Source organism: Microbulbifer sp. CnH-101-G (genome assembly GCF_052466775.1).
The window spans coordinates 1,773,891-1,795,928 of record NZ_CP174292.1 but is presented as its reverse complement, the minus strand read 5'-3'; the positions used below and the strand labels follow the sequence as shown (position 1 = coordinate 1,795,928).

Below are 22,038 nucleotides of genomic sequence, written 5' to 3'. Positions count from 1 at the left end.
ACTCGCCCCATTACCCTAGGGTTTTTTGGGGCGAGTCCAGTCATTGGTCTGTATGAAGAAAGTAACCATGCCCCCCAGTAAACCTCAGCAAGGGGCACACACTTACCGACGTTTACTCGCCTATGCCCGGCCGCACCTGGCCATTTTTGGTGTTGCGGTGCTGGGTTTTTTCCTGTTTTCCATCATGGGCGTCAGCCTGATCGCTGTTACGGAGCTGCTGTTAGATGCGGTTGGCGCAGGTATCCAAGAAAGCAGAGGTTTTCTGTCAAAATATGTCGCTTCCTATTATCCCGATGGGGTGATGCCACAGGAGACTGCGCGCTGGCTGGTACCTCTGGCCATGTTGATCATCATTCTGCTGCGCGCGATTGGTAACTTTGTTGGCAGCTATGGTCTCGCCTATGTGGGTCGTGCAGTTATTCACCAGTTGCGGTCCCAGTTATTTGAAAAAATTGGTCAGCTGCCCAGCGCCTATTTTGATCGTTACACTGGCGCCTACCTGATTTCCAAAGTCTCATACAATGTTGAGCAGGTCACCAACTCCATCACCAAGGCGGTCAAGGTTTTATTTCGTGAGACCTTTACGACAGTTGCGCTGCTGGCTTACTTATTGCTGGTGAACTGGAAACTGACATTAACCTTTTTCCTGTTCGCCCCCTTGATTGCTCTTATTGTGCGTACCGTGGGCAAGCGATTCCGTAAATTGAGCCATCGCATCCAAAACTCCATGGGCGATGTCACCCATGTTACCCAGGAGGCCATTAATGGTTACCAGGTGGTGCGGATGTACGGTGGTCAGGGATATGAAAATTCACGCTTTGAATCGGCTAGTGACAATAACCGCCGGCAATTTATGAAATTGGTGGTGGCTAATAACGCCAGTGTATCGGTGATTCAAATTCTGGTTGGCTTGTCTACCGCCACCATCGTGTGGTTGGCATTGGCGCCGGGCATGGTGGAATCCATGACTGCTGGTGTTTTCGCCGCTTACATCGGTGCCGCCGCCTCTTTGGCTAAGCCAGTGCGCAGCCTTTCAGAAGTCTTTGCGGACATTCAGAAGGGGATCGCCGCGGCAGAAAGTATTTTTGAGGTAATGGATACGCCCAGTGAACCGGAGGGTGGCCGTGAGGCACTGCCCAAACCTGTACGTGGGGCGGTTACTTTTGAGTCTCTTGATTTCAGTTACGATAAGGCCGCTCCCCAGGTACTGTCGAATATCAGCTTCTCGGTGGAGCCGGGCGAGACAGTTGCACTGGTCGGCGCCTCGGGCTCCGGTAAAACAACCCTAGCAAGTCTGCTCGCTCGCTTTTATGAGCCTACCGGGGGGCGCATCCTGATTGATGGGGTCGATATTTCAACGGTCCCGCTTCAAGACCTGCGCCGACATATCAGTATGGTGTCGCAAAATATTGTGCTGTTTAACGATAGCGTCTATCGCAATATTGCTTATGGCGAGCTGGAAGGTGCCCCGAAAGAGAACGTTTTGCGGGCTGTGGAGTTGGCGCATGCAACAAGCTTTATCGAAGAGTTGCCACAGGGTTTGGAAACTGTACTGGGCGACAACGCCCAGATGCTTTCCGGAGGCCAGCGACAGCGCCTGTCGATAGCTCGAGCGCTGTTGAAAGATGCGCCGGTACTGATTCTCGATGAAGCCACCTCGGCTCTGGATAATGAATCCGAGCGCCATATTCAGTCGGCTCTAACGGAAGTCATGAAGAACCGCACCACTTTTGTGATCGCCCATCGCCTCAGTACCATTGAGAACGCCGATCGTATTCTGGTTATGGAGAAAGGGCACATCGTAGAGAGTGGCAGGCACAGCGAGTTGCTCGCCCGTGGTGGGCGTTACGCAACCTTATTACAACAGCAGACAATGGGTTAGGGCACTGGATGTCACTGGAAGACTGGTTTAACAAACGCTGGTATAAGAAAGACGGCACAAGCCCTACTTTATCTCTGCTTACGCCTCTAGAGATGCTCTATAGCGGTGTGAGTAAGCGGCGCAGAGTCATCAGTTCCCGGACGCCACCAGAACCTTTGCCGGTTCCCGTCATTGTTGTAGGTAATATTACTGTCGGTGGAGCCGGTAAGACGCCGCTGGTAGCAGAGTTGGCGCGTTGGCTAAAAGAGCGGGGTAAAAATCCCGGGATTGTCAGCCGTGGCTATGGTGGCCGTGCAGAGCAATATCCCTATCAGGTAACGGCTCAGTCACACCCTTTGGAATCCGGTGATGAACCGCTGATGTTGCACTTGATCACTGGGGTACCGGTGATGGTTTCCCCCAACCGTAGCGAAGCGGCGAGAGCACTGATCGATTACCACCAGTGCGATGTCATCCTCTCTGATGATGGGTTGCAGCACTATAGCCTCTGGCGTAGCCTGGAAATATGTGTGGTGGATGGCAGTCGAGGCCTCGGCAATGGCCACATGCTTCCGCGAGGTCCGCTGCGTGAGCCGGCCAGCCGCCTAGAGAATGTCGACTTGGTGGTGAGTAATGGTGAGCCCGAAGCCAGGGTGAAGCAGCAGTGCGGGGCCCTGCTGGAATACCAGATGACCCTGGAACCCTCTTGCTGGCATCAGTTTAACCTCGATCAGACTTCCACATTGCGTTTAACTTCCGGCCCTGAACCTGGCCCTTGTCACGGGGTGGCAGCGATCGGTAATCCCCAGCGGTTTTTCCGCGAATTACAGCGTATGGGCTACAAGGTGATGGAGCAGTCCTTCGCGGACCACCACCAGTTTAGCCCCCAGGAGCTGCACTTCGATGGCGAGACCCCAGTGATTATGACGATGAAAGATGCGGTAAAGTGCCGCGATTTCTGGGAGAGCCACTGGTGGGCGCTGGAAGTACGCGCCAAATTACCTGATCTTTTCTATCAAAAGGTGCACCAGCACCTGCAACAGTTTTCTTGAGATGAAAAATAAACATTCATTTGATGTCATTATCCCCGCTCGCTTTGGCTCCAGCCGTCTGCCGGGCAAGCCCCTGGCTGATATTGCTGGTAAACCGATGATCCAGCATGTCTTTGAGCGGGCCAGCGAGAGTGATGCCGAGCGGGTGATCATCGCTACTGATGATATGCGAGTAGCGGAGGCGGTCCGCGGCTTTGGTGGCGAGGTGTGCATGACCTCTGCCGATCATGCATCAGGCACCGACCGCTTGCAGGAAGTAGCCAATAACCTCGGTTTGGCAAGAGATCGTATCCTAGTTAATGTACAGGGTGATGAGCCCTTGATTCCCGCACAGGTGATCAACCAGGTGGCTGCAAACCTAGCAGGAAATAACCATGCCGGCGTTGCGACTTTGTGCGAACCTATTCTTACCGTGGAAGATTTCCGCAACCCCAATATTGTTAAGGTGGTCGCTGCGGAATCCGGATTGGCCCGCTATTTCTCCCGCGCACCCATACCTTGGCCCCGCGATGCCTTTGCCATTCACGCCAATGAGCTCCCACAAGGGCTGGAACCACGCAGGCATATTGGTATCTATGCTTATCGAGTAGCGCTTTTACAAAGTTTTGTGACTTGGCCGGTGGCTCCTTTAGAGCAGTTTGAGGCTTTGGAACAGCTGCGCTTTTTATATCACGATGAAAATATTCATGTGGCTGATGCCTGTGCGGAGGTGCCTGGTGGCGTAGACACTGAGCAGGATCTCCAGCGTATGCGCGAGCATCTCGGTTAAGAAATTACTTTCATGATAGAAACCGATATCGACCTGCAACCCCACAATACCCTGGCAATCTCGGCACGCAGTGCCCATTTTGCCAGAGTTTGCAGCCTGGATGAGCTGCGTGAAGCTCTGGCCTTTGCCCGGGCAAAGAAGCTACCGATTTTGCCCTTGGGTGGTGGTAGTAATATTGTGTTGACCGGGGATTTCCCCGGCCTGGTTATCCAGGTGGATTTGCGCGGTCTGTCTTTGCAGGCCAGAGCGAATAGCCATTCTATTGAAGCTGCTGCTGGAGAAAACTGGCACCAGTTGGTTATGACTACCGTAAACAATGGCATCGGTGGACTTGAAAATCTTGCGTTGATCCCCGGTAAGATCGGTGCGGCCCCGATTCAAAATATTGGTGCTTATGGTATCGAGTTATGCGATCGTTTTGTGAGCTTGCAGGCCATGGAGATTGCCACTGGTGAACTGCATGATTTTGACAAAGACGATTGCGGCTTTGCCTATCGGGACAGTGTTTTTAAGGGACGCCTGCGGGATCAGTATATTATTACCCAGGTTAACCTACAGTTGCCCCAAGAATGGCTACCGCGAGTAGACTACCCGGCACTACGCCAATATATGGCTGAGCACAGCTGGGATATCGACAACCTCACTCCGATTCAGGTTGCGCAAGCAGTTATAGATATCCGCAGTAGCAAACTTCCTTTGCCCGATCAAATCCCTAATGCTGGTAGTTTTTTCAAAAACCCGCTAGTGGATTCGGATCTCTATCAGAATTTGAAAGCCGAACACCCCGATCTAGTTGCTTATGCAGCGGGTGAGCATTGGAAGCTCGCGGCGGGTTGGTTAATCGATAGAGCTGGCTGGCGCGGCTTGCGACGGAGTGCTGTAGGTGTGCACGAACGCCAAGCATTGGTGCTGATTAATCCCGGTCGGGGGGCTGGAGGTGAATTAGTTCAACTTGCCCACGACATTGCTGAGGATATTCACACAAAATTTGGTGTTTCTCTCGAGCCTGAACCGCGTTTTTACCCTTAAGGCTTAGTGAGCCCGGGTTGGGTTTTCTGAGCGCAGAGTTATGTATTTCCCTTCGCCCTGCAAGCTTCATCGGCAGGTCTTTATGCTGATTTCTGTGTATCATAGTGTTATAGCTTAAAGAAATTAAAAAATTTTTATATATTTCTAAAAAACCAAAAAGAATTTTATTTTTTTTAAGTCTCATCTTTTCGCAGCTAGTGCGGAACGGCTCTACTTGAGCGCAGGAAGATTACTTGGTACGTTTTTAAGCTATAATTAATCGCTATATAGAGACCAAGATCCTGCGGTGAAACAACCATTCAGCAGCATTTGAAACGGTGGTTTCGCTTTGCAGTAGCGTTTTTGTCTGGTATGTTTCGACTGGATTCTTGGGGTGGATCTACACGGGGTAGTTTCTCCGTGAGTAAAAAGAAGAACGCAGTTCAAAGAGCACGCGCGAGGGGATTGTACGCTGCGTAGCCACTGCACTTATCCGTAGTTGGGGATAGCTTGATCAAAGTCTTAGTGGTGGATGATCACGATCTTGTGCGAATGGGGATTTCGCGCATGTTAAGTGACGTCGAGGATATAGAAGTTGTTGGCGAGGCGAATTGTGGCGAAGAAGCGCTGGAATTCGTGCGCGAGGCTGCGGTCGATGTCATCCTGATGGATGTAAAAATGCCTGGGATGGGTGGTTTGGAGGCTACTCGAAAGCTGCTTAACCGCTGCCCGCAAGTGAAAGTGGTTGCTGTTAGTGCGCTGGATGACGATTTGTTTCCCGGTCGCCTTATGCAGGCCGGTGCTATGGGCTACGTAACTAAGGGCGCTGACCTCGAAGAAATGGTGCGTGCAATCCACACCGTCATGAATGGTGGGGTTTTTATCAGCAACTCCATGGCCACTAAAATGGCTCTGCGCAATGTCTCTGGTCAGTCGGACAGCCTTTCTCCCTTTGAAAAACTTTCCAAGCGCGAATTGCAAACCGCCGATATGATTGTGAATGGTTCAAAAGTCGCTGAGATAGCCAAGTCGCTTTCGGTCAGCCCAAAAACTGTCAATAGCTATCGTTATCGGATTTTTGAGAAGCTGAATATTAATAGCGATGTGGAGCTGACCCTGCTCGCCGTCAAATACCAAATACTCGACCCCGAAGCGGCACTCTAAAGATCGGTGTGTTCACTGAAATTGCAAGACCGGTTGTCAGATGTTCGATAGCAAGCGTTTTCTCACTACGGTTACCCGCAAGCCCGGCGTCTATCAAATGTTTGATGCCGATAACCATATTCTCTATGTGGGTAAGGCGAAGAATTTACGCAACCGGCTTACAAGTTATTTTCGAAGCTCCGGGCTCACCGCCAAGACCATGGCGCTGGTGCAGAAGATTTGTAATATTGAGGTAACTGTTACCCGCAGTGAAACGGAGGCTCTGGTGCTGGAACAGAGCCTGATCAAGTCCCAGCGACCACCTTACAATGTGATGTTGAAAGATGATAAGGGCTATCCTTACATCTTCCTTTCGAGTGTTGATACCTTTCCTCGTATCGCACTGCATCGTGGGGCAAAGCGGAAAAAAGGCCGCTACTTTGGCCCTTTTCCCAATGCTTCCTCCGTGCGCGACAGCCTGAACTTTTTGCAAAAGACCTTTCGTATTCGCTCCTGTGAAGACAGCGTTTTCCGCAATCGTTCCAGACCCTGCCTGCAATATCAGATTGAGCGCTGCACGGCCCCCTGCGTCGACTTTATTAGCCCTGAAGATTACCGTCAGGATGTTCGTCATGCAGAAATGTTTCTTGCCGGTAAGAGCGACAACATTGTCCGCGAGCTAGCGGATCAGATGGATGAAGCTTCAAAGGCGCTGGAGTTTGAAAAGGCCGCACGCTTGAGAGATCAAATATCCGCACTACGGCGCCTTCAGGCCCACCAAGTGGCGGAGGGGGATACGGGGGATGTAGATGTCCATGGTGTCGCTAGTGAGGGCGGTAGCTGCTGTGTACATGTACTCTTTATCCGCCAGGGGAGAATTCTTGGCAGTCGCAGCTACTTTCCCAGTGAACGCTTGGGTTTAAGCCATCCTGAATTACTCTCGGCTTTTGTCCCTCAATTTTACCTGGGGAGCCCACGGGAAATCCCTCGCGAAATTCTAGTATCGGAATCTATTGAGGATCTGGTGCCGCTGCAACAGGCACTCAGTGCTCAAGCGGGGCGTGAAGTTGCGGTTACCCATAAGTTACGGGGCAAGCGCGCAACCTGGGTGGAAATGGCTCAGCAGGCGGCTCAGCAAAACTTGAGTAGCCGCACTGCGGCGCAGCAGAAGTTGTTCAGCCGTTTTGAAACACTTCAAGAAGTGCTTGGTCTTGAGCAATTGCCTGAACGCCTGGAATGTTTCGATATCAGTCACTCTTCGGGCGAGGCCACTGTTGCATCTTGTGTCGTTTTTGATACTGGCGGCCCAGTTAAGTCAGACTACCGTCGTTTTAATATTGAAGGTATTCAGGCTGGTGATGATTACGCTGCAATGGGGCAAGCGCTTAAACGCCGCTACACACGTCTGTCGGGAGGTGAAGGTAAGTTTCCCAATATCCTGTTAATTGACGGTGGTAAGGGACAGGTTAGCCAGGCGGTCGACACCCTTAACGGTCTTGGGGTCGTGGGTGTTCAGATTATCGGAGTGGCCAAGGGCACCACCCGTAAAGCGGGCTTTGAAACCTTGCACATCGTTTCCAGTAAAAAAGAATTGGTACTCTCCGCCGATTCTCCTGCGTTACACCTAATTCAACAGATTAGAGATGAGGCACACAGGTTCGCCATTACTGGCCACCGCGCAAGGCGTGACAAAAAGCGTAGGGAGTCTCCGCTGGAGGGGGTTGCAGGGGTGGGGCCAGCACGCAGGCGCGCACTGCTTCGCCATTTTGGCGGGCTGCAGGAAATCAAGAAGGCGACAGTAACTGAGATCGCGAGTGTAGAGGGTATCAGTCGTAAGCTCGCACAGGATATATACTCGGCACTTCACCATGAATAAAAGTGCAGGGCGAAGGCAGCGGATTTTTCTCCGGGTTTCCCAATGAGCGTTTCAATTTTCCTCATGGCTTGATAACGTACGCCTTCCGCAAGAATAGAGAAAAGCATGACACTCGCCAATCAACTCACACTGCTTCGCGTCGCACTGATACCTGTCTTGGTTTTGGTTTTTTATTTACCTTACAAATGGAGCTACATCGCTTCTGCGATTATCTTTGCCGCTGCCGCAGTCACTGATTGGCTGGATGGCTACCTGGCAAGAAAACTCAATCAGAGTACGGCCTTTGGTGCTTTTCTCGATCCTGTTGCCGACAAGTTGATGGTGGCCACTGCGCTGGTGTTACTTGTGGGGCTTCATAAGAGTGCTTGGTTTACCGTGGCTGCAGCCATCATTATTTGCCGTGAAATCGCGGTATCGGGGCTGCGCGAGTGGATGGCAGAGCTGGGACAGCGCAGTAGTGTTGCCGTGTCTTATATTGGCAAGGTCAAAACAACGGCACAAATGGCAGCCATTATCGTATTGCTGGCTTTCGATGTACGTGATTTCCCTGTGATGGAAAGCCTGGGCTACTTGTTGCTGTATATAGCCGCTGCGCTTACTTTGTGGACTATGGTGATGTATCTGCGGGCGGCCTGGCCAGTTTTAATGGCGGATAATCACAAGTCGTCATAATTAAAATACGACCTCCCGACGCTCCGTGCTATTTGCACGGAGCGTTGCTCTCTTTACTTCCCCCTTCACTGTCCCCTCTCCAATTTTCCTCTTTCACCATTGATAGGATGGCAAATTCTCTGATGTGAAGAGTTTGTCACATAGATTTCTTACCTGCCGCTAGAAGCATCCTTTCCCCTTTATCTGTCTTCTACAGTGATGAACTGGGCTAACGGTTCTCCATGATGAGCTTAATTGCCCCAGTGCTCCACTGTGTCGAATTTTACTTCGTAGGTGGTGATTGGGTTGAGTGGTATTCCAATCGCGAGTGTGAAAAGCCGCTCGGTGCTGACATAGCGGCTACTTAAGAGTGAAGCCATTCGTTATTGAGATCACGCCGCTTCCTTTGGTGTGGTTCTAAAGGAGAGCCGAACCCGAATGTTATGTGCGGTGGCGTACTAATCGCATGTGTTGACCTGGCGAAATTCATTTAAATATAGGAAGGGGTAGGTTAAGGGTGAAGTGCATATTAAAAACACTCTCCATTTTGACTATTGGGCTATCAATCTTCTGTTATCACTTTGCACTCTACGCGGATGAACCTCCAAGAGGTAAGTTGCAGATTGAGTTGGAAAATGATGCTCCTTTCCAGACGGATCGGGACTATACCGGTGGCATCTTTATTCATTGGAGTCCTGTTGCTAAACCTTACACATTTCGGTTTGGTCAGGAGATTTATACTCCAGATCACCTTGGCAGATCAGAACCTATCCATAATGAACACCCTTATGCGGGGTGGACCTATCTTGGTGTCAACTACAAATACCTGTTATCTGATCAATGGTTGATCGATTTTACTCTCGATGCTGGAACCGTTGGCCCTAGGGCAGGTGCTCGTGAAACTCAGAAGTTAATGCATTGGATGGTCTCATCGTCACCACCTGATGGCTGGGATTCACAGGTTTTCAATGAGTGGGGCCTGATGCCAGAGCTGAAGATGGATTACCGACTACTACAGGGAAGTCTTGGTGGAACAAGCTACCGGCTAGTCCCATACCTTCGGTGGAAAACAGGTAACATCGTAAGGGATTATGGTGCTGGGGTTCACCTGTTCTTCGGTAGCTTTTTGCCGGCTTTCAGTTCAGTACAATCACTTTCGGAAAGAGAGCGCTATTGGTATTTAAAGGCTGGACTGGAACATAAAACTGTCCAAAGAAATGTATTGATGGAAGGTAACTCAAAGGTAAAAAGTGGGACAAAAATCTTCAGTTATGGTGTTACTCCAGAGAGAGAGGTGACACTAACAAACCTTGGTGTTTTCTTTGGCCGTGGGACTTATGAGTTTGGTTTTGATATTAGGTATAACACAAAGCTCTACGCCTCCCAGAGGCTCCCCGATGAAGGTTTCCTGAGCCATAATGGAGCCCCTATGGGCAACTTTGTAATGTCTTTGATTCTCACCAAGCAAATTTGAGGCTTATGTAAATAGGTGGGTAGTAGATACCCACCTTCATATTATTACTTAAAGAAATAGTAACCAACCTAGTGCCGATAGCATCATAAGGTTGCTGGTAAATTTTGCAGAAGGTTCACTGATACTGGTTCAGGCTAATCACCCCACTTCTATTTACTTTGATTGAGGGGAGTAGTGACCTACTTAAGCCGATCTTTGCTTCCAGCTCATAAGGGATAGAGTCTTGGTTCAAGTTAATGAAGTCAACTGCTGCAAAGATAGAGCCTACTAAGCTGGCTGTTGCATCCACCGCAATGTCGTCCTGACCATAGGGAGCAATAGGCATAAGATTGTTTGACGTGCCGGTTAAGACTTTATGCCCGCCGAGCCGCAGGGTATAGAAAAGACCCGAAAGAGCCAGCTCACTATTATTGGGATTGAAAACCCTAAGGTGAATTCGGAACCTTAGGTTGTTGCCAGCCCTTGCAGGCAGGGGTTGTACCGCAATAACTTCCACCTCGGGTTTTTGAAAATTTGGTGAGAGTGTCGCACAGCCGCTAACGCTAAAGAGCATTGCAATCAATAGCAATAGTGTGAGTCGGTAGTTTTTTTCCACTGTGATTCCCTAATCCTCTATCCACTTGTTTATTCACCGGTTAAGTTGGCTGGGTGAATATATTTTGATCATTTTGGGCGTATATTGCCAGTTGATCATTTATTGCTCTACATAACTCCTGACATACCACGACTTTATCGGTTATAACCACAACATTGGGCAACACTACTGATATCTGGAAATCATAATGAAGAAGTGGTTTTTAAGTTTGACAACACTGGCACTGGTATTGTTCGCAAGTTGGAAATGGCTTTTGATTCCAGGGATTGAGCAAGAATTAAACAAGGTGGCCTCAGGTGGTTCCCTTGAGGTTTCAGAGCAAGCCAAGGCATTGCATAGTTCACTTGTTATTGGTGATTTGCATGCGGATAGTTTCCTCTGGGCTCGTGACCTATCAAAGGAGGCTGATTATGGTCATCTGGACCTGCCTAGGGCCCAACGGGGTAATCTTGGGATACAGGTTTTTACTTCAGTCACCAAGTCTCCCCAAGGCCAGAACTATAGCGAAAATTCTGCAGATGCTCGGGATAATATTACCCTGCTAGCGGTTGCGCAGGGATGGCCGCCTAGAACCTGGGATAGTTTGCTTGAGAGAGCCCTTTATCACTCCGAGCGGGTAAGTGCTTTACAAAGATCCGCGCCTGAACAGTTCCATGTTGTTTATACCGCTGAAGATCTGCGTCAGGTTCTTAAGGGGAGGGAGCAGGGAGCTAATACTCTTGCGGCAATTCTTGGTATTGAAGGAGCCCATCCACTGGAAGGTGATTTGTCTAACATTGAACGCTTATATGATGCCGGTTTTCGGGTGATGGGGCTGCAACACTTTTTTGATAATGAGTTGGGTGGGTCATTGCATGGACAAAATGGAGCAGGTTTGACGGCGTTTGGTCGCGCTGCCGTTCAGGAGATGGATCGCCGCTCCATTATTATTGATGTTGCTCATTCCTCTGAGTCTGTAGTGAAGGATGTGTTGACACTGAGTGAACGCCCCTTAATCGTTTCCCATACAGGGTTGAAAGGCAGTTGTAACTCACCGCGCAATATCAGCGATGACTTGATGCAAGAAGTCGCTGAGCGGGGCGGCTTGATAGGCATCGGCTTTTGGAAGGGAGCGGTATGTGATAACAGCCCAGGCAATATTGCCAAAGCACTTCGTTATGCTATAGATCTGCTGGGAGTTGATCATGTTGCCCTTGGGTCGGATTATGATGGCAGCGTTGAAGTCTCATTTGATGTTGGGGATCTGAATGTATTAACCGCTGAAATGTTGAGACAAGGATTTACAGAGAAGGAGATTCGCAAAGTAATGGGGGAGAATATGCGGGATTTTTTCCTGAACTATCTTCCTTGAGTGAGTTTCTGTTTACAGTCTTGGGCCTTTTCACAGTAGGGGAGGTTATACCGGCGATGGACCGAATTAATAAGAACTTTGTACAGGAGACTCTGTTTCTAGGTGCCGAAAGCATTTAGAAAAAATCGAAGATACGGCAGGTTTTTACTTCCCCAGCCTATACCACTAAAAGGGACCTGACTATGGTGGCGACTTGAGTTTTTGTCTATAGAAGTTAAGGCCTCGCTCATTCTAATGCTCTTAGTAGCGAAGGTGAAAAACCACAGTCACTTGTTAAGCAGTACTGTTCGCTCGCACATAACTAAAAAACAATATGGCTGACAACAAGAATCCAAATAAACCCATAATAACGAGAAGATGATCAATCCTAAAAGCTAATACTCTAGCTAGTGGTACTACATTCCATGCTGCCAATGAAAAATACAAGGTAACTATCGCCAAGCGCCATGCTCTTAGCAGAATTGCGATTAAGGCCAGTGGAGCAGCGATAAAGAGCAGAGCTAATGCTGGGGTAAATGGTGCGGATCCGAGAATGAAGGCCAATATAACTAATGCCAACGCTATTGAGCCAAGTATTACCCCTATTTTCTTATGCTTAGTTATCTGACTCATTTGGCGCTTTGTTAAGCTATAGCTGGAATACAGCGTTGGCTCTACTCAAGAAATGGGTTCCAGTTTAAATCCATAGTATTAAATTCTATATATGGGGCCGAAGTGTCGGTTCTAGCTGCTCTTTTTGCGGTGACAACATGTACCTGTTAGATTTTTGAGGCATCATAATACTCATACTTGGCTATGGTGATTTTTACACCTAGCTTATTTGAGATCTCTTTAAACTGGTGTCCCACCGTTTCAGATGGCTCTTTCAAGAATAGCTGTGTAACCAGAGGCTCTTGAAGTTCACCATTTGCTGCAATATGTAAAGCGATATCGCGAGAAAATTCACGAAATTCATCGGTTTCGAAAGCCCAAGCATCTGAGCAGGCGAACTCTATCATTACGCCTATCCGATTCTGGTGATTATAGGTTTCAATAAATTTGGCCATGGCAAATCCAACGCCGCAATCTGACGTAACTTATTTTGTGCAGTTTTAGCGCAATAATGGGAGTGCAGCGATCGTGTAAAAAATACACAAAATAAGACGTCGGCCGCAATGCTTTGTTTAGTGCTTTGGGATAAGGGTCCAGGCAAGGGCCTTGATTGGGGTTGGCGAGTTTTACTAGATTCAAGTGTTAAATGATCAATTCCTAATAATGGTATCTATGAGTATGCTTTCTGAGGTGTGACAATTATTTTCTGGTTTGAAGTATATTCTGGCAGCAGCATCAAAATCTTCACAGTGATGGATTTGACGGGCATTAAAACAGTCAATATCAGAAAACCTCCCAAGTTGAATCAATACGTAACTAATTAACTCCCTATGGATTAAAGGGTTTTCGTTAGAAAATCCTATCTTTGCACCATTTATATCTACCCCATCTTTCACTTGAAAAAATAGCTGGTTTGATAATTCTGAGTAGGTGTCATAAATTTCTATTATTTTTTCTTGAGTAAAAGGTACCTCAGGATAGGCAATTTTCATTTCGGCATTTTCGAATTTTTCATCTAAATAGAGCAGGTAAGGTTGGGCGGTATCTTCTTTAAGGCCGGTAGGGTCAATATTGAATTCGATTTTTTTATTTCTTGGAAAGCAATTCTGGTAGAGTGCGCCCGTATCAGAAAATGTAATCTTGAGTTTTGTTTCAAGTTCTGAAAGCAAATCGAAGAATTCTTTTCTGTGGGTAAAATAGTTTGAGAAAGAGTTTTGGAGTTCCACTCTTTTTAGGCTCTCGGCAGACTGAGCTGATCTATGATTTGTCGCTATGAATGCTGTAAATGGCAGTGCAAGAGAAAAAACAGCGATAGGAAATTTATAGATGTCGAAGAGCCGATTTAAGCCAACATAAGTTGGATCCCAGGGAAGGTCTAGCCGAGCGGATATCCAGACAGCGGAGATTATCGCAAGGAACAGAGGAATGTAGAAAGCCGCCTTAAACCAGCCTATCTGCCAAAGAGTGCGCTTCTCAATGGGCCCCTTTGGCGACCACCAGTTTACAAGTCTTGCCCATGCTACCTTGAAGCCTATTTCAGCCATATGTCTTTCCATTTTTTGACATCGGCGAATTATTAAATTTGGCAGTATTGATGTCTAGTGGCCATATCATTTTACGCCTGCGAATATAGAGGCGAGTGAGCTTTAAACTAAGTGATCAAGAGAAGAAGATCAGTAAGAGACTATGAAGAGATACATGAGAGGAAGGCAATTGCTTAAGAATCAACCTTAAAAATGGATGCACCAAATTTGCACCAAAAGGTATCTAACTTGTTGATTTTAAAGGAGTGTGTGGTGCCCGGGGCCGGACTTGAACCGGCACGGCCGTGAGGCCGGGAGATTTTAAGTCTCCTGTGTCTACCAATTCCACCACCCGGGCAGGTCCTTTGCGAGGGGGGATTTTAGCGCTTTTGCTCTTCCCGGAGTCCTCACTCTCAATGCAGTTCACAGGAGTCTGCAATGAAAAGGAAAAATGGAGGCTAGGGTCGGAATCGAACCGGCGTACACGGAGTTGCAGTCCGCTGCATGACCACTCTGCCACCTAGCCTTTGTTCCACATCTTGTGTGGATGAGAACGCTGCGAATTCTATCTGATAAATCTGAAAAATCCTAGCGTTTTCTTATACTTACGTGCACTTGGCTGCGTAAGAGGGCGCTATTCTATGGACTATCGAAGATTAGTCAAGCGTTGATTTCAACAAATTGTAAAAGTTGAGGAAAAAAGTCTGGAAAGTGCACGGATGACCTTCTGGCAATAGACGTAATAACTTTTAGTACTGCTGCAGATGAACCTATTTCCATTTGTTCTTAATTTATTTTGGAGGGTGCTGGAAATCCCTTGAGGGTGTTCGATACTGTCTTTATCTGGCTAACACGTCTCCCCCCCAAACGTGTTTTGTAATGCTGGTAGGGCACACCAGGATGGTACTTGCCCGCAGTGTAGCAAGGATGAAATCCTCCAAGTTTCACTCCTAATGGTCTTGGCCCTGACGCTCTCCCCCCCCGTCGTCAGGGCTTTTTTTTGCCTGGTCTTTGAGGATCTTGTTACTTTTAGAGGTTAGGTTCTCTAAGGCGAGAGTTTTCACCGGTCTACCCGCGGCCTGCTCCGATAGCTTTCTGAATCTCTCCAGGGTAACTTCTCCGCGGGTGCTCGCCAACGCCCTCGCAACTTCATCAATACTGGCTTTTCCGTTGCTCGCCTCACGTATTTCTTTGTCTAGTTCAAGCATCACCCCCGCTGCACGGGCTGTAACAGGTCCTGAAGAGCGCTTCACTAATAGAGAGGGGGCCTTTTTACCCCAGCGTGTAAGTTTGTCCATAGCTTCCTGGTAGCGGTCATCGCTAATACCCCCAGTCCTCCTCAAGATTTCGAGAGAGTAAAATTCAGCGATACCTTCAACAATCCAATCGCTCTGGTCGTCACCATGAATACCTGTACCCACATGTATGAGTTCATGGATCATGCTGCTGGTACGGTTTCCGCTGATCAATGGTCGATCGGCATGCATAAATAATGAGCGTGTACCTGAGAGGCCGCCACGCCACATAGGATCATCGGCAGTGACGATCAATAAATGATCCGGGAAGAGCGGGAAAATTTTCTTTAGCTCCGGTAGGTTCCAATTGAGAAAGGCGAGCACATCCTGGCGACGAATGTTTTGTCCCTTCGGGCCGGAGATTCTGGTATCGGTACCGGATATATAATCTTGACGGCTGCCAATCTTGCCAACAATCATCCACCCCTTGGGTCTTACGAAGCGTCGTTTAGGGTCTGATATCTGATAGAGACCATCTTCGATTTCAGGGTAGGGGAGAGCTGAAGACCAGCCTTCGGGCATCACCAATTTCAGGCGGGTATCTGATGAACGCCCGCTACTAGTTGCAGAAATTGGTGCAATTAATTTGTCACTACGGAGAATCGCCCAGTCTTTGGTGATGCGAGAGTCATAGCCACCATTTTTCCTTTGATTGTCGATGACAAAGCTGTAACTGAGTTTTGACTCGTTGCCCTCAGTTCGCCAGATCGCTTTATCACCTTTCTCCTGTAGATCTTGTGTACTTTTAAGGTCTTTATAGCGCCCTGATGATAGGTTAAGGACAAGCTTGCTAGGTATGTCTTCCCCTTTTAAGGCTAACTCGACTCGGGCTAGCTTGGTTTCAGGATCAATTGTTGCTGTGTACAGAAGCTCATAAGCCCTGGCAGCAGGAGTGAGAAGTAGAGCGAGCAGAGAAAAGGAGAAGAGTCTTTTAAGCATCATTATCTGGCAGAGTATCCAACAAGTGTCAATTTGGACAATGTTTAAGCCTACAGGTGCCGGCATGTCGCCATCAAGCAAATGGGTCACATCGGCTCATAATGCAGGATCACTGGCATAGGTGGGATGAGGAATGAAATAGGTCTTTATGACTGATAAGTCATCAAATAAATGCACTTATAAAACCGTTATCATCTTTCTTTTATCTATTTTGAACACCCATCGGTTAATAAGGACTGGAGGTTAGGTGTATGAAACCTTGCTGTAGATAGGCGAGCAGGTTCGCCATCGCGAACCTGCAATCTGAGAGAAGAGGTGGGTTTTAGGTCGAAAATTAATCGATATTGTAAAGAGGGGTCACATAAATTAGTGACCCCTGCTTATCTAGGCTACCAAAAGCGAATCGATCGCGGGTCCACAAAAGGCGCACCATAGGGGCCAAAGGCAAAGCCATCCGGGAAGGTACCCATCACAGGTTGCTGGGGAGGCATTGCTCGGACATCCGCCCCGTAATAGGCGTTGGGAACAAATTGGCCAGACCAATTGGTTGCAGCACCTGAAAAACCCTGCATGGGGGTAACGGTAAATCCAGTGTAGGGAGATGCCTGAGGGCCTGTAGTCTGAGCAGCGGATACTCCCACATTTTCACCTGCGGTCATTTCTTTGGCTGATTCAAATACCGTATCGACCCCAAAGAGCTTGGGAACGCCTGCCCCAATTCTTTCTGCTCCCAGATTCATAGGCGATGTCAGAGATCGGATCAGTTGGAAAAGCCCGGTAATACGTGCGGCATCGCGCTGCCTTAAAGAAGCCTTGAATAGTGGGTGATGGGCAAGTAGCAGGGCAGCAAGACCAGTGATATGAGGTGCTGCCATGGATGTACCAGACTGCACATCAAAACCTTTATCGGGAACTGCCGATACAATGCCGACCCCAGGGGCCGCAACAGATATTTCCGGTCCATTACAACCAAATGTGGGCAAGAAAACACCATCGGCGGTTACCGTTGATGCGATAACCGTTTGTGCATCCCAGGAATCTCTTGGAAACTCATTAAGCATTCCTATTGCCCCCACGGCCATCACGTTAGGGGACCTTGCCGGATACTGCACAGGGCCACCGGAATTGCCAGCGGCAACAATACAAGCGATTCCATGTTGAACGGCATCTTCAATTTGCTGCTCAACCGCATCTGAAGAATCTGAGCTCCCTAGGCTCATATTGACAACATCAACGCCAATTTCGATGCAGTGGGCGAGGGCATCAATCAGGCTGCTAAATTGGCCTCCGGGGAAGACCTTGAATACATAAATTTCCGCTTCTGGCGCAAAGCCGCGAATAGCATCTGTCCCGGATGGCTGGCCAGCAATAATGCCTGCGCAGTGCGTGCCATGTCCTACGATATCTTCTGCCCAACTTTTAATATCATAATTGTTGGTAACGTCAATGCCATTTTTTAGGTGTGAAAGGATCGGATGTTGGTTGTCCGCACCTGAGTCAATAATGGCGATTTTTATTCCCTTGCCCGTATATTCATCAGGTAGTTGATCCAAGCCCATGAATTTTTGCCCCCAACCATAGGGCGTATTATTGGGGAAGCTGGGAATTGCCTCGCTGAGCGAGTGCAACTTAACCAGGTTCACTCCTGTCAATGACAGCGACGGGCAGCGAATGTATTTATTCCAAAAGTCTTTTGCGGGACGGATGAGTAGGGACTTAATCTGGGCCCCGCCACTTTGGGCAAAAATATTCAGTGCCACTTCACCCTTATTATTGGTCACTCCTTCTTGTGGAAATCCTGCGCTTTCTACAATAACCTGCGCATCCCGAATGGGTTCGCCTTTTGAGCCGACAACCCGAAGTCGAACTTGTTGTGCCTTAGCGTGATACTCCCGTAGGAGGCCGGGTTGCTGGGCAAAAATTGCGGTGAAACTGGGAGAAAAGTTTGCCTGCCCATAGGAAAGTAGTGAATCCAACTCCACTGCAACATTAGGTGGAGCTGTTTGGTAGAGTGTTGCGGCAGCGTCAACATCCATGCGTACTTTATAGATGTTTGTTGCTTCATCAGCGGTCGAAAGTGTTTTTAATTTTCTTCCTGGTCTGATTTCACGAAGTACTTCACAACCTGGTTGCTTTGCAATGTACGAGATTACATTGTGCATCGACCCCGCGCTTAATGGTTGTATACCCATGGACTTCGCAATTTGACTTCTACGGGGTGAAATAAGTAGCTCTACCTTTTCTGCAACCTCGACCGAAGTTTCTCCTGCGGCCTTTTCTTGTCGGGATTCAGTCATGTTTATGTTCCTTCGCTTTCAGTGCGGTACTGTTTGTCAGCGTGTACTTAGAGTCTGAAAGTAATGAATCGATAAGGTATTCATTATTAATTGATTGGCTGGATGGGGCTGTCTGGGTCAATAATCACTTTACCGCCTAACTTCTTCTTCAGGTTTTCAATGGCATCTGGGGTAGCCCGAAGAGTGACATTACTTTTGCGTAAAATGACCTCTTTCACATCTGGGCAATTTTCTGCCTCCCTAGCCAATTCTTCCAACTCAATCGTTGTAGCTAATGTCTTGCGGTTTGGGATAGCCACATACTGCTCAAATTTCTTCATTATTTTTCTCTAAACTCTCTGTTTCAAAATGATATAGAAGTCAGCTGTACAAAAAGTTGGTTAAATCTCTGAAAAGAAATATTAACCTCATTAAAAAAGTGGCGGATTACCCGCCACTTATAGTCCTATACGATCAGTGTAAATATGATTGTTGTTGGAATGCTGAATTAGGTTGTTGCATGGCCTGGAATGGGTAGGGCTGGCCAATGCCGCCAAAGTTTTGAAACCCCTGGTAATGTTGCTGCGGAATCATCTGAAAAGGGGTTGGTTGACCGAATCCTCCAGCAGGATTCATCATCTGGTTTGGGAAGCCGCCAAATTGTTCTTGAGTTTGGTGTAAAGGCGAAAACTGACCTTGTAGGCTGTTTAAGTAGGGTTGTGTCGCTAACTGTTGAGCTAACTGCGGTAATGATTGAAATGGCAGTAACTGACCTAAGCGTGCCACATTATTCAGAAATTGGCCTTGTTGGCCGCCAATGTAGCTACCAATAGCAGGTGCCGCACGACTTATCAGCTCACCAAGGAGGCCTTGGGGAGAGAACTGGGGTGCAGCTTGGTAGGGTAGAAGCTGGCTGAGGTTATTCTCTATGTTGTTGAATTGGCCCTGAGGACCACCCATATATCCCCCAAATTGTTGCATTGCGCGATTAATTATCTCCCCGAGATAATTTTGTGGCGCCATCTGCTGTGCGAATTGCGGATGAATTTGTGGCAGCGCCTGAAAAGGAAGTAGCTGGCCCAGTCCGCCAAGAGAATTAATCAGTTGGCCTTGAGGTCCTCCAACGATTCCACCAATTATTGGTGCTGCACGACTAACAATATCACCCAGGAACCCTTGTGGGTTCATCTGTGGTGCAGCTTGGTAAGGTGATTGGTTGGAAAATCCGGCAACTGTATTAATCGGTGAAGTTGCGTAGCTGAGCGGTTGTCCAAAATTTCCTTGTCCGTAAGTATATGGTTGGTACATGAACGTACTCCTTAAGTAGGCCTTTATCGATATAAAAATCTATCGTCCGGGTATTTCATTGTTTCTGGGGTGAGAATATTGAGATTTAAAAAATCTCATTTACAGTTCAGCCGGCCGGAAATAAATCAGGTGCCAATTATTGGGGTAATGCTTTAGGTGTCAGTTATCCATCCGGCTGAGCAGAGTATAGAGAAGCTTTGGTGTTGTGCAGGAAAAGTTTGAGAAATTTTCTTGGGAAAAATGGGGCGTAAAAATTCTTTATTATTTATCGAAAATGTAACGAATTTTGCCTGATAATATCCTCTTGTTTTCTAAGTGATGGCGCTACCGGTAGGTTGCAAGTAATTTCTTGTTTTTTGCTGTTGGTTGATGAGGTGGAATGTTTTTAAGTGCTAAATTTTCTTAATTTTGAAATCTGACAGCAGGGCGTAAAAATCACTAATAATGCTCCCTTTGAGCACCATCTATATTGGCAATGTTTAAATAATCAGCTGGATTTTCATCAAAGCAGTAGTGGTGCACCTCCATGACTTGAGATGTCTTCATTATGGAGAGCAAAAATTTTACATTATGGGGTTTAGGTGTTTTTGGTTTACGGCGGTCTGATTTGAACTGCTCTGAATGGTGCCTCGTCATTAGCCTCGAGGTTCAATCTTAGATTCTGATTTACTTAAGGTCGCTAGCTTTGATTAAAAGGAATAGGGGTTTAGTTAAATAGATGGCTAGGTCAGCAGTGGCAGGCCTTGTAGTGACGTCAATGATTCTAGTGCGATGCCTCAGGTGGGATAGACTCACTCTCAATCGCAGATTTTGATGAACTTAACAAGTTGCTTTGCTCACTCCATGTGTACTGGGACCCGTCCAATTGTGCTGGCAGCAACATCAGAATTACCGATACAAACTATATTAAAAGTATACACTTAAAAGGTCGTTATCATAATATATATTTTATTTCCAGAACAACTCGGAATGTTAATCAGTGAAGGGGGGAGGCCAGAGGATCAGTGCGCTCCGGCATTCTGACTTTACCGAAAAGTTAGTGGGCTAGGGTGTTGCTCTGGAGTGGTGATAAATCGCGCAGGGGATACTTTGAGTAAATTCCAGGCATGAAAAAACCCGCTAAAAGCGGGTTTTTAAATCTGGTCGGTGAGAGAGGATTCGAACCTCCGACCCCTTCGTCCCGAACGAAGTGCGCTACCAGGCTGCGCTACTCACCGACTTATTGGTTTCGCTTCACTAGCGAAGTGGGCGGCATTATAGCAGCCAATTTTGCACTGTAAACCATTGATTTAACTTTTAATTTGCCGAATCAGGCCCTCTTGTGCGGTGGAGGCTACCAGTACGCCATCGCGGGTATAGATCTGCCCGCGGGTAAATCCGCGCGCGCCACAGGCAGAGGGACTGTCGGTGACATACAAAAGCCATTGATCGAGACGGAAATTGCGGTGGAACCACATGGCGTGGTCAACACTAGCCGGCATCAGATGTGGGTCGAATAGAGAGATGTCGTGGGGCTGTAGGGAGGTGCCCAAAAGTCCCATGTCTGAGGCATAACAAAGCGCTGCCCTATGTTCAACGGGGTCATCGGACATCTCACCTTCTGCACGAAGCCAAAACATACACTTGGCCTCACGGGTTTCGGCGCCAAAGTAGCTTTGCGGGTCTATCGGGCGAAAATCGATCATATAGCGGCGCTGGTCATATTGCGGGCTGACAAGGCCAGCTTCCAGGGCCAGTTGCTGAGTATTCTTCAGGCCTTCCGGGTCGGGAATACCCTCAGTGGGCATATCGGTCTGGTGGTCAAAGCCGGGCTCCTGGATTTGAAAAGAGGCAGACATATTAAAGATCGCGCGTCCGCGTTGCTTGGCAACTACGCGGCGGGTGGTGAAGCTGCCTCCGTCGCGGATTGGGTCCACCTCGTAAATAACCGGAAGCTCACTGGAGCCAGGGCGCAGAAAGTAGGCGTGCAAGGAATGAGGCAGGCGATCTTCAACAGTACGGGCAGCGGCCATTAAGGCTTGGCCAAGTACTTGGCCTCCAAACAGTACTTTTCGATAATTTTCGACGTGGTGGCGGCTGCGAAAGAGGTGGCGATCCAACTCTTCGACGTCGAGAAGTTTGCTCAGCTTTTCCAACATGGACGACTCTACCTGTTACCTATTAGTGATAGTCGGGTTTGACTGGGCTGGTATCGCAGGTCTGCCCAGAAGGGTGATAATAACAGCAGATGACGTAAAGACCATTATCGGTCACTAATTTCAGCACCAGTTTCCAAGTGGCTGATGGTTCACCATTCTCGAATACTTTGTGTTAGTGGTGAGAGGTC

General features: G+C 48.0%; 18 protein-coding genes and 3 tRNA genes. 9 read left to right on the top strand and 12 right to left on the bottom strand.

Annotated features, from left to right (window positions below):
* Positions 1-67 precede the first annotated feature (67 nt).
* From msbA to ACJJID_RS07915, 8 genes are all read left to right on the top strand, one after another.
* Positions 68-1,882 (top strand): lipid A export permease/ATP-binding protein MsbA, encoded by a 1,815-nt coding sequence (msbA, locus tag ACJJID_RS07950; protein WP_444922238.1) that lies wholly within the window; start codon positions 68-70, stop codon positions 1,880-1,882.
* A gap of 8 nt (positions 1,883-1,890) precedes the next feature.
* On the top strand, positions 1,891-2,913 hold the full coding sequence (lpxK, locus tag ACJJID_RS07945) for a tetraacyldisaccharide 4'-kinase (protein WP_444922237.1): 1,023 nt from the start codon (positions 1,891-1,893) through the stop codon (positions 2,911-2,913).
* 1 nt (position 2,914) lies between these two features.
* Complete coding sequence (gene kdsB / locus ACJJID_RS07940) at positions 2,915-3,682, top strand: 3-deoxy-manno-octulosonate cytidylyltransferase (protein ID WP_444922236.1); 768 nt, start codon at positions 2,915-2,917, stop codon at positions 3,680-3,682.
* Between the two features lie 12 nt (positions 3,683-3,694).
* Complete coding sequence (gene murB / locus ACJJID_RS07935; protein ID WP_444922235.1) at positions 3,695-4,711, top strand: UDP-N-acetylmuramate dehydrogenase; 1,017 nt, start codon at positions 3,695-3,697, stop codon at positions 4,709-4,711.
* A gap of 489 nt (positions 4,712-5,200) precedes the next feature.
* A complete protein-coding gene (locus tag ACJJID_RS07930; protein WP_152453675.1) occupies positions 5,201-5,854 on the top strand; it encodes a response regulator in 654 nt (217 codons plus the stop codon).
* A gap of 40 nt (positions 5,855-5,894) precedes the next feature.
* On the top strand, positions 5,895-7,709 hold the full coding sequence (uvrC, locus tag ACJJID_RS07925) for an excinuclease ABC subunit UvrC (RefSeq protein WP_444922234.1): 1,815 nt from the start codon (positions 5,895-5,897) through the stop codon (positions 7,707-7,709).
* A gap of 105 nt (positions 7,710-7,814) precedes the next feature.
* Entirely contained in the window at positions 7,815-8,381 is a 567-nt protein-coding gene (gene pgsA, locus ACJJID_RS07920) for a CDP-diacylglycerol--glycerol-3-phosphate 3-phosphatidyltransferase (protein ID WP_444922233.1), read from the top strand.
* Positions 8,382-8,877: 496 nt separating this feature from the next.
* On the top strand, positions 8,878-9,834 hold the full coding sequence (locus ACJJID_RS07915) for a lipid A-modifier LpxR family protein (RefSeq protein WP_444922232.1): 957 nt from the start codon (positions 8,878-8,880) through the stop codon (positions 9,832-9,834).
* Between the two features lie 115 nt (positions 9,835-9,949).
* Here the strand turns inward: ACJJID_RS07915 and ACJJID_RS07910 are convergent, their stop codons facing one another.
* Positions 9,950-10,429 carry an LEA type 2 family protein gene (locus ACJJID_RS07910; protein ID WP_444922231.1) on the bottom strand — a complete coding sequence of 160 codons (480 nt, stop codon included), beginning with the start codon at positions 10,427-10,429 and terminating at the stop codon, positions 9,950-9,952.
* 187 nt (positions 10,430-10,616) lie between these two features.
* Between ACJJID_RS07910 and ACJJID_RS07905 the strand changes: the two genes are divergently transcribed.
* Positions 10,617-11,780 (top strand): dipeptidase, encoded by a 1,164-nt coding sequence (locus tag ACJJID_RS07905; RefSeq protein WP_444922230.1) that lies wholly within the window; start codon positions 10,617-10,619, stop codon positions 11,778-11,780.
* Positions 11,781-12,053: 273 nt separating this feature from the next.
* Here the strand turns inward: ACJJID_RS07905 and ACJJID_RS07900 are convergent, their stop codons facing one another.
* The 11 genes from ACJJID_RS07900 to ACJJID_RS07850 all read right to left on the bottom strand — a co-directional run bounded on the left by ACJJID_RS07900 (position 12,054) and on the right by ACJJID_RS07850 (position 21,850).
* Positions 12,054-12,392 (bottom strand): hypothetical protein, encoded by a 339-nt coding sequence (locus ACJJID_RS07900; protein ID WP_444922229.1) that lies wholly within the window; start codon positions 12,390-12,392, stop codon positions 12,054-12,056.
* Between the two features lie 146 nt (positions 12,393-12,538).
* A complete protein-coding gene (locus ACJJID_RS07895) occupies positions 12,539-12,826 on the bottom strand; it encodes a hypothetical protein (RefSeq protein WP_444922228.1) in 288 nt (95 codons plus the stop codon).
* Positions 12,827-13,021: 195 nt separating this feature from the next.
* The gene (locus ACJJID_RS07890; protein WP_444922227.1) at positions 13,022-13,915 is read right to left on the bottom strand and encodes a hypothetical protein; all 894 of its coding nucleotides are present in this window, start codon (positions 13,913-13,915) and stop codon (positions 13,022-13,024) included.
* Between the two features lie 250 nt (positions 13,916-14,165).
* Positions 14,166-14,252, bottom strand: a tRNA-Leu gene (locus ACJJID_RS07885).
* A gap of 94 nt (positions 14,253-14,346) precedes the next feature.
* Positions 14,347-14,420 (bottom strand) — tRNA-Cys (locus ACJJID_RS07880).
* A 424-nt stretch (positions 14,421-14,844) separates the two neighbouring features.
* The gene (locus tag ACJJID_RS07875; RefSeq protein ID WP_444922226.1) at positions 14,845-16,131 is read right to left on the bottom strand and encodes a hypothetical protein; all 1,287 of its coding nucleotides are present in this window, start codon (positions 16,129-16,131) and stop codon (positions 14,845-14,847) included.
* Between the two features lie 386 nt (positions 16,132-16,517).
* Complete coding sequence (locus tag ACJJID_RS07870; RefSeq protein ID WP_444922225.1) at positions 16,518-18,164, bottom strand: S8 family serine peptidase; 1,647 nt, start codon at positions 18,162-18,164, stop codon at positions 16,518-16,520.
* A 347-nt stretch (positions 18,165-18,511) separates the two neighbouring features.
* Positions 18,512-18,745: a hypothetical protein gene (locus ACJJID_RS07865; RefSeq protein ID WP_444922224.1), complete on the bottom strand. Its 234-nt coding sequence runs from the start codon at positions 18,743-18,745 to the stop codon at positions 18,512-18,514.
* A gap of 133 nt (positions 18,746-18,878) precedes the next feature.
* Positions 18,879-19,712, bottom strand: coding sequence for a hypothetical protein (locus ACJJID_RS07860; protein WP_444922223.1), 834 nt, complete (start codon positions 19,710-19,712; stop codon positions 18,879-18,881).
* Positions 19,713-20,852: 1,140 nt separating this feature from the next.
* Positions 20,853-20,929, bottom strand: a tRNA-Pro gene (locus tag ACJJID_RS07855).
* Between the two features lie 72 nt (positions 20,930-21,001).
* Positions 21,002-21,850 (bottom strand): acyl-CoA thioesterase, encoded by an 849-nt coding sequence (locus tag ACJJID_RS07850; RefSeq protein ID WP_444922222.1) that lies wholly within the window; start codon positions 21,848-21,850, stop codon positions 21,002-21,004.
* Positions 21,851-22,038: the final 188 nt, after the last annotated feature.

Excerpts from the sequence above, each read along its gene's own strand:
- msbA (WP_444922238.1), top strand. The coding sequence starts at position 68 with ATGCCCCCCAGTAAACCTCAGCAAGGGGCACACACTTACCGACGTTTA.
- lpxK (WP_444922237.1), top strand. The coding sequence starts at position 1,891 with ATGTCACTGGAAGACTGGTTTAACAAACGCTGGTATAAGAAAGACGGC.
- kdsB (WP_444922236.1), top strand. The coding sequence starts at position 2,915 with ATGAAAAATAAACATTCATTTGATGTCATTATCCCCGCTCGCTTTGGC.
- murB (WP_444922235.1), top strand. The coding sequence starts at position 3,695 with ATGATAGAAACCGATATCGACCTGCAACCCCACAATACCCTGGCAATC.
- uvrC (WP_444922234.1), top strand. The coding sequence starts at position 5,895 with ATGTTCGATAGCAAGCGTTTTCTCACTACGGTTACCCGCAAGCCCGGC.
- pgsA (WP_444922233.1), top strand. The coding sequence starts at position 7,815 with ATGACACTCGCCAATCAACTCACACTGCTTCGCGTCGCACTGATACCT.
- ACJJID_RS07905 (WP_444922230.1), top strand. The coding sequence starts at position 10,617 with ATGAAGAAGTGGTTTTTAAGTTTGACAACACTGGCACTGGTATTGTTC.
- ACJJID_RS07900 (WP_444922229.1), bottom strand. The coding sequence starts at position 12,392 with ATGAGTCAGATAACTAAGCATAAGAAAATAGGGGTAATACTTGGCTCA.
- ACJJID_RS07895 (WP_444922228.1), bottom strand. The coding sequence starts at position 12,826 with ATGGCCAAATTTATTGAAACCTATAATCACCAGAATCGGATAGGCGTA.
- ACJJID_RS07890 (WP_444922227.1), bottom strand. The coding sequence starts at position 13,915 with ATGGCTGAAATAGGCTTCAAGGTAGCATGGGCAAGACTTGTAAACTGG.
- ACJJID_RS07875 (WP_444922226.1), bottom strand. The coding sequence starts at position 16,131 with ATGATGCTTAAAAGACTCTTCTCCTTTTCTCTGCTCGCTCTACTTCTC.
- ACJJID_RS07870 (WP_444922225.1), bottom strand. The coding sequence starts at position 18,164 with ATGGATGTTGACGCTGCCGCAACACTCTACCAAACAGCTCCACCTAAT.
- ACJJID_RS07865 (WP_444922224.1), bottom strand. The coding sequence starts at position 18,745 with ATGAAGAAATTTGAGCAGTATGTGGCTATCCCAAACCGCAAGACATTA.
- ACJJID_RS07860 (WP_444922223.1), bottom strand. The coding sequence starts at position 19,712 with ATGTACCAACCATATACTTACGGACAAGGAAATTTTGGACAACCGCTC.
- ACJJID_RS07850 (WP_444922222.1), bottom strand. The coding sequence starts at position 21,850 with ATGTTGGAAAAGCTGAGCAAACTTCTCGACGTCGAAGAGTTGGATCGC.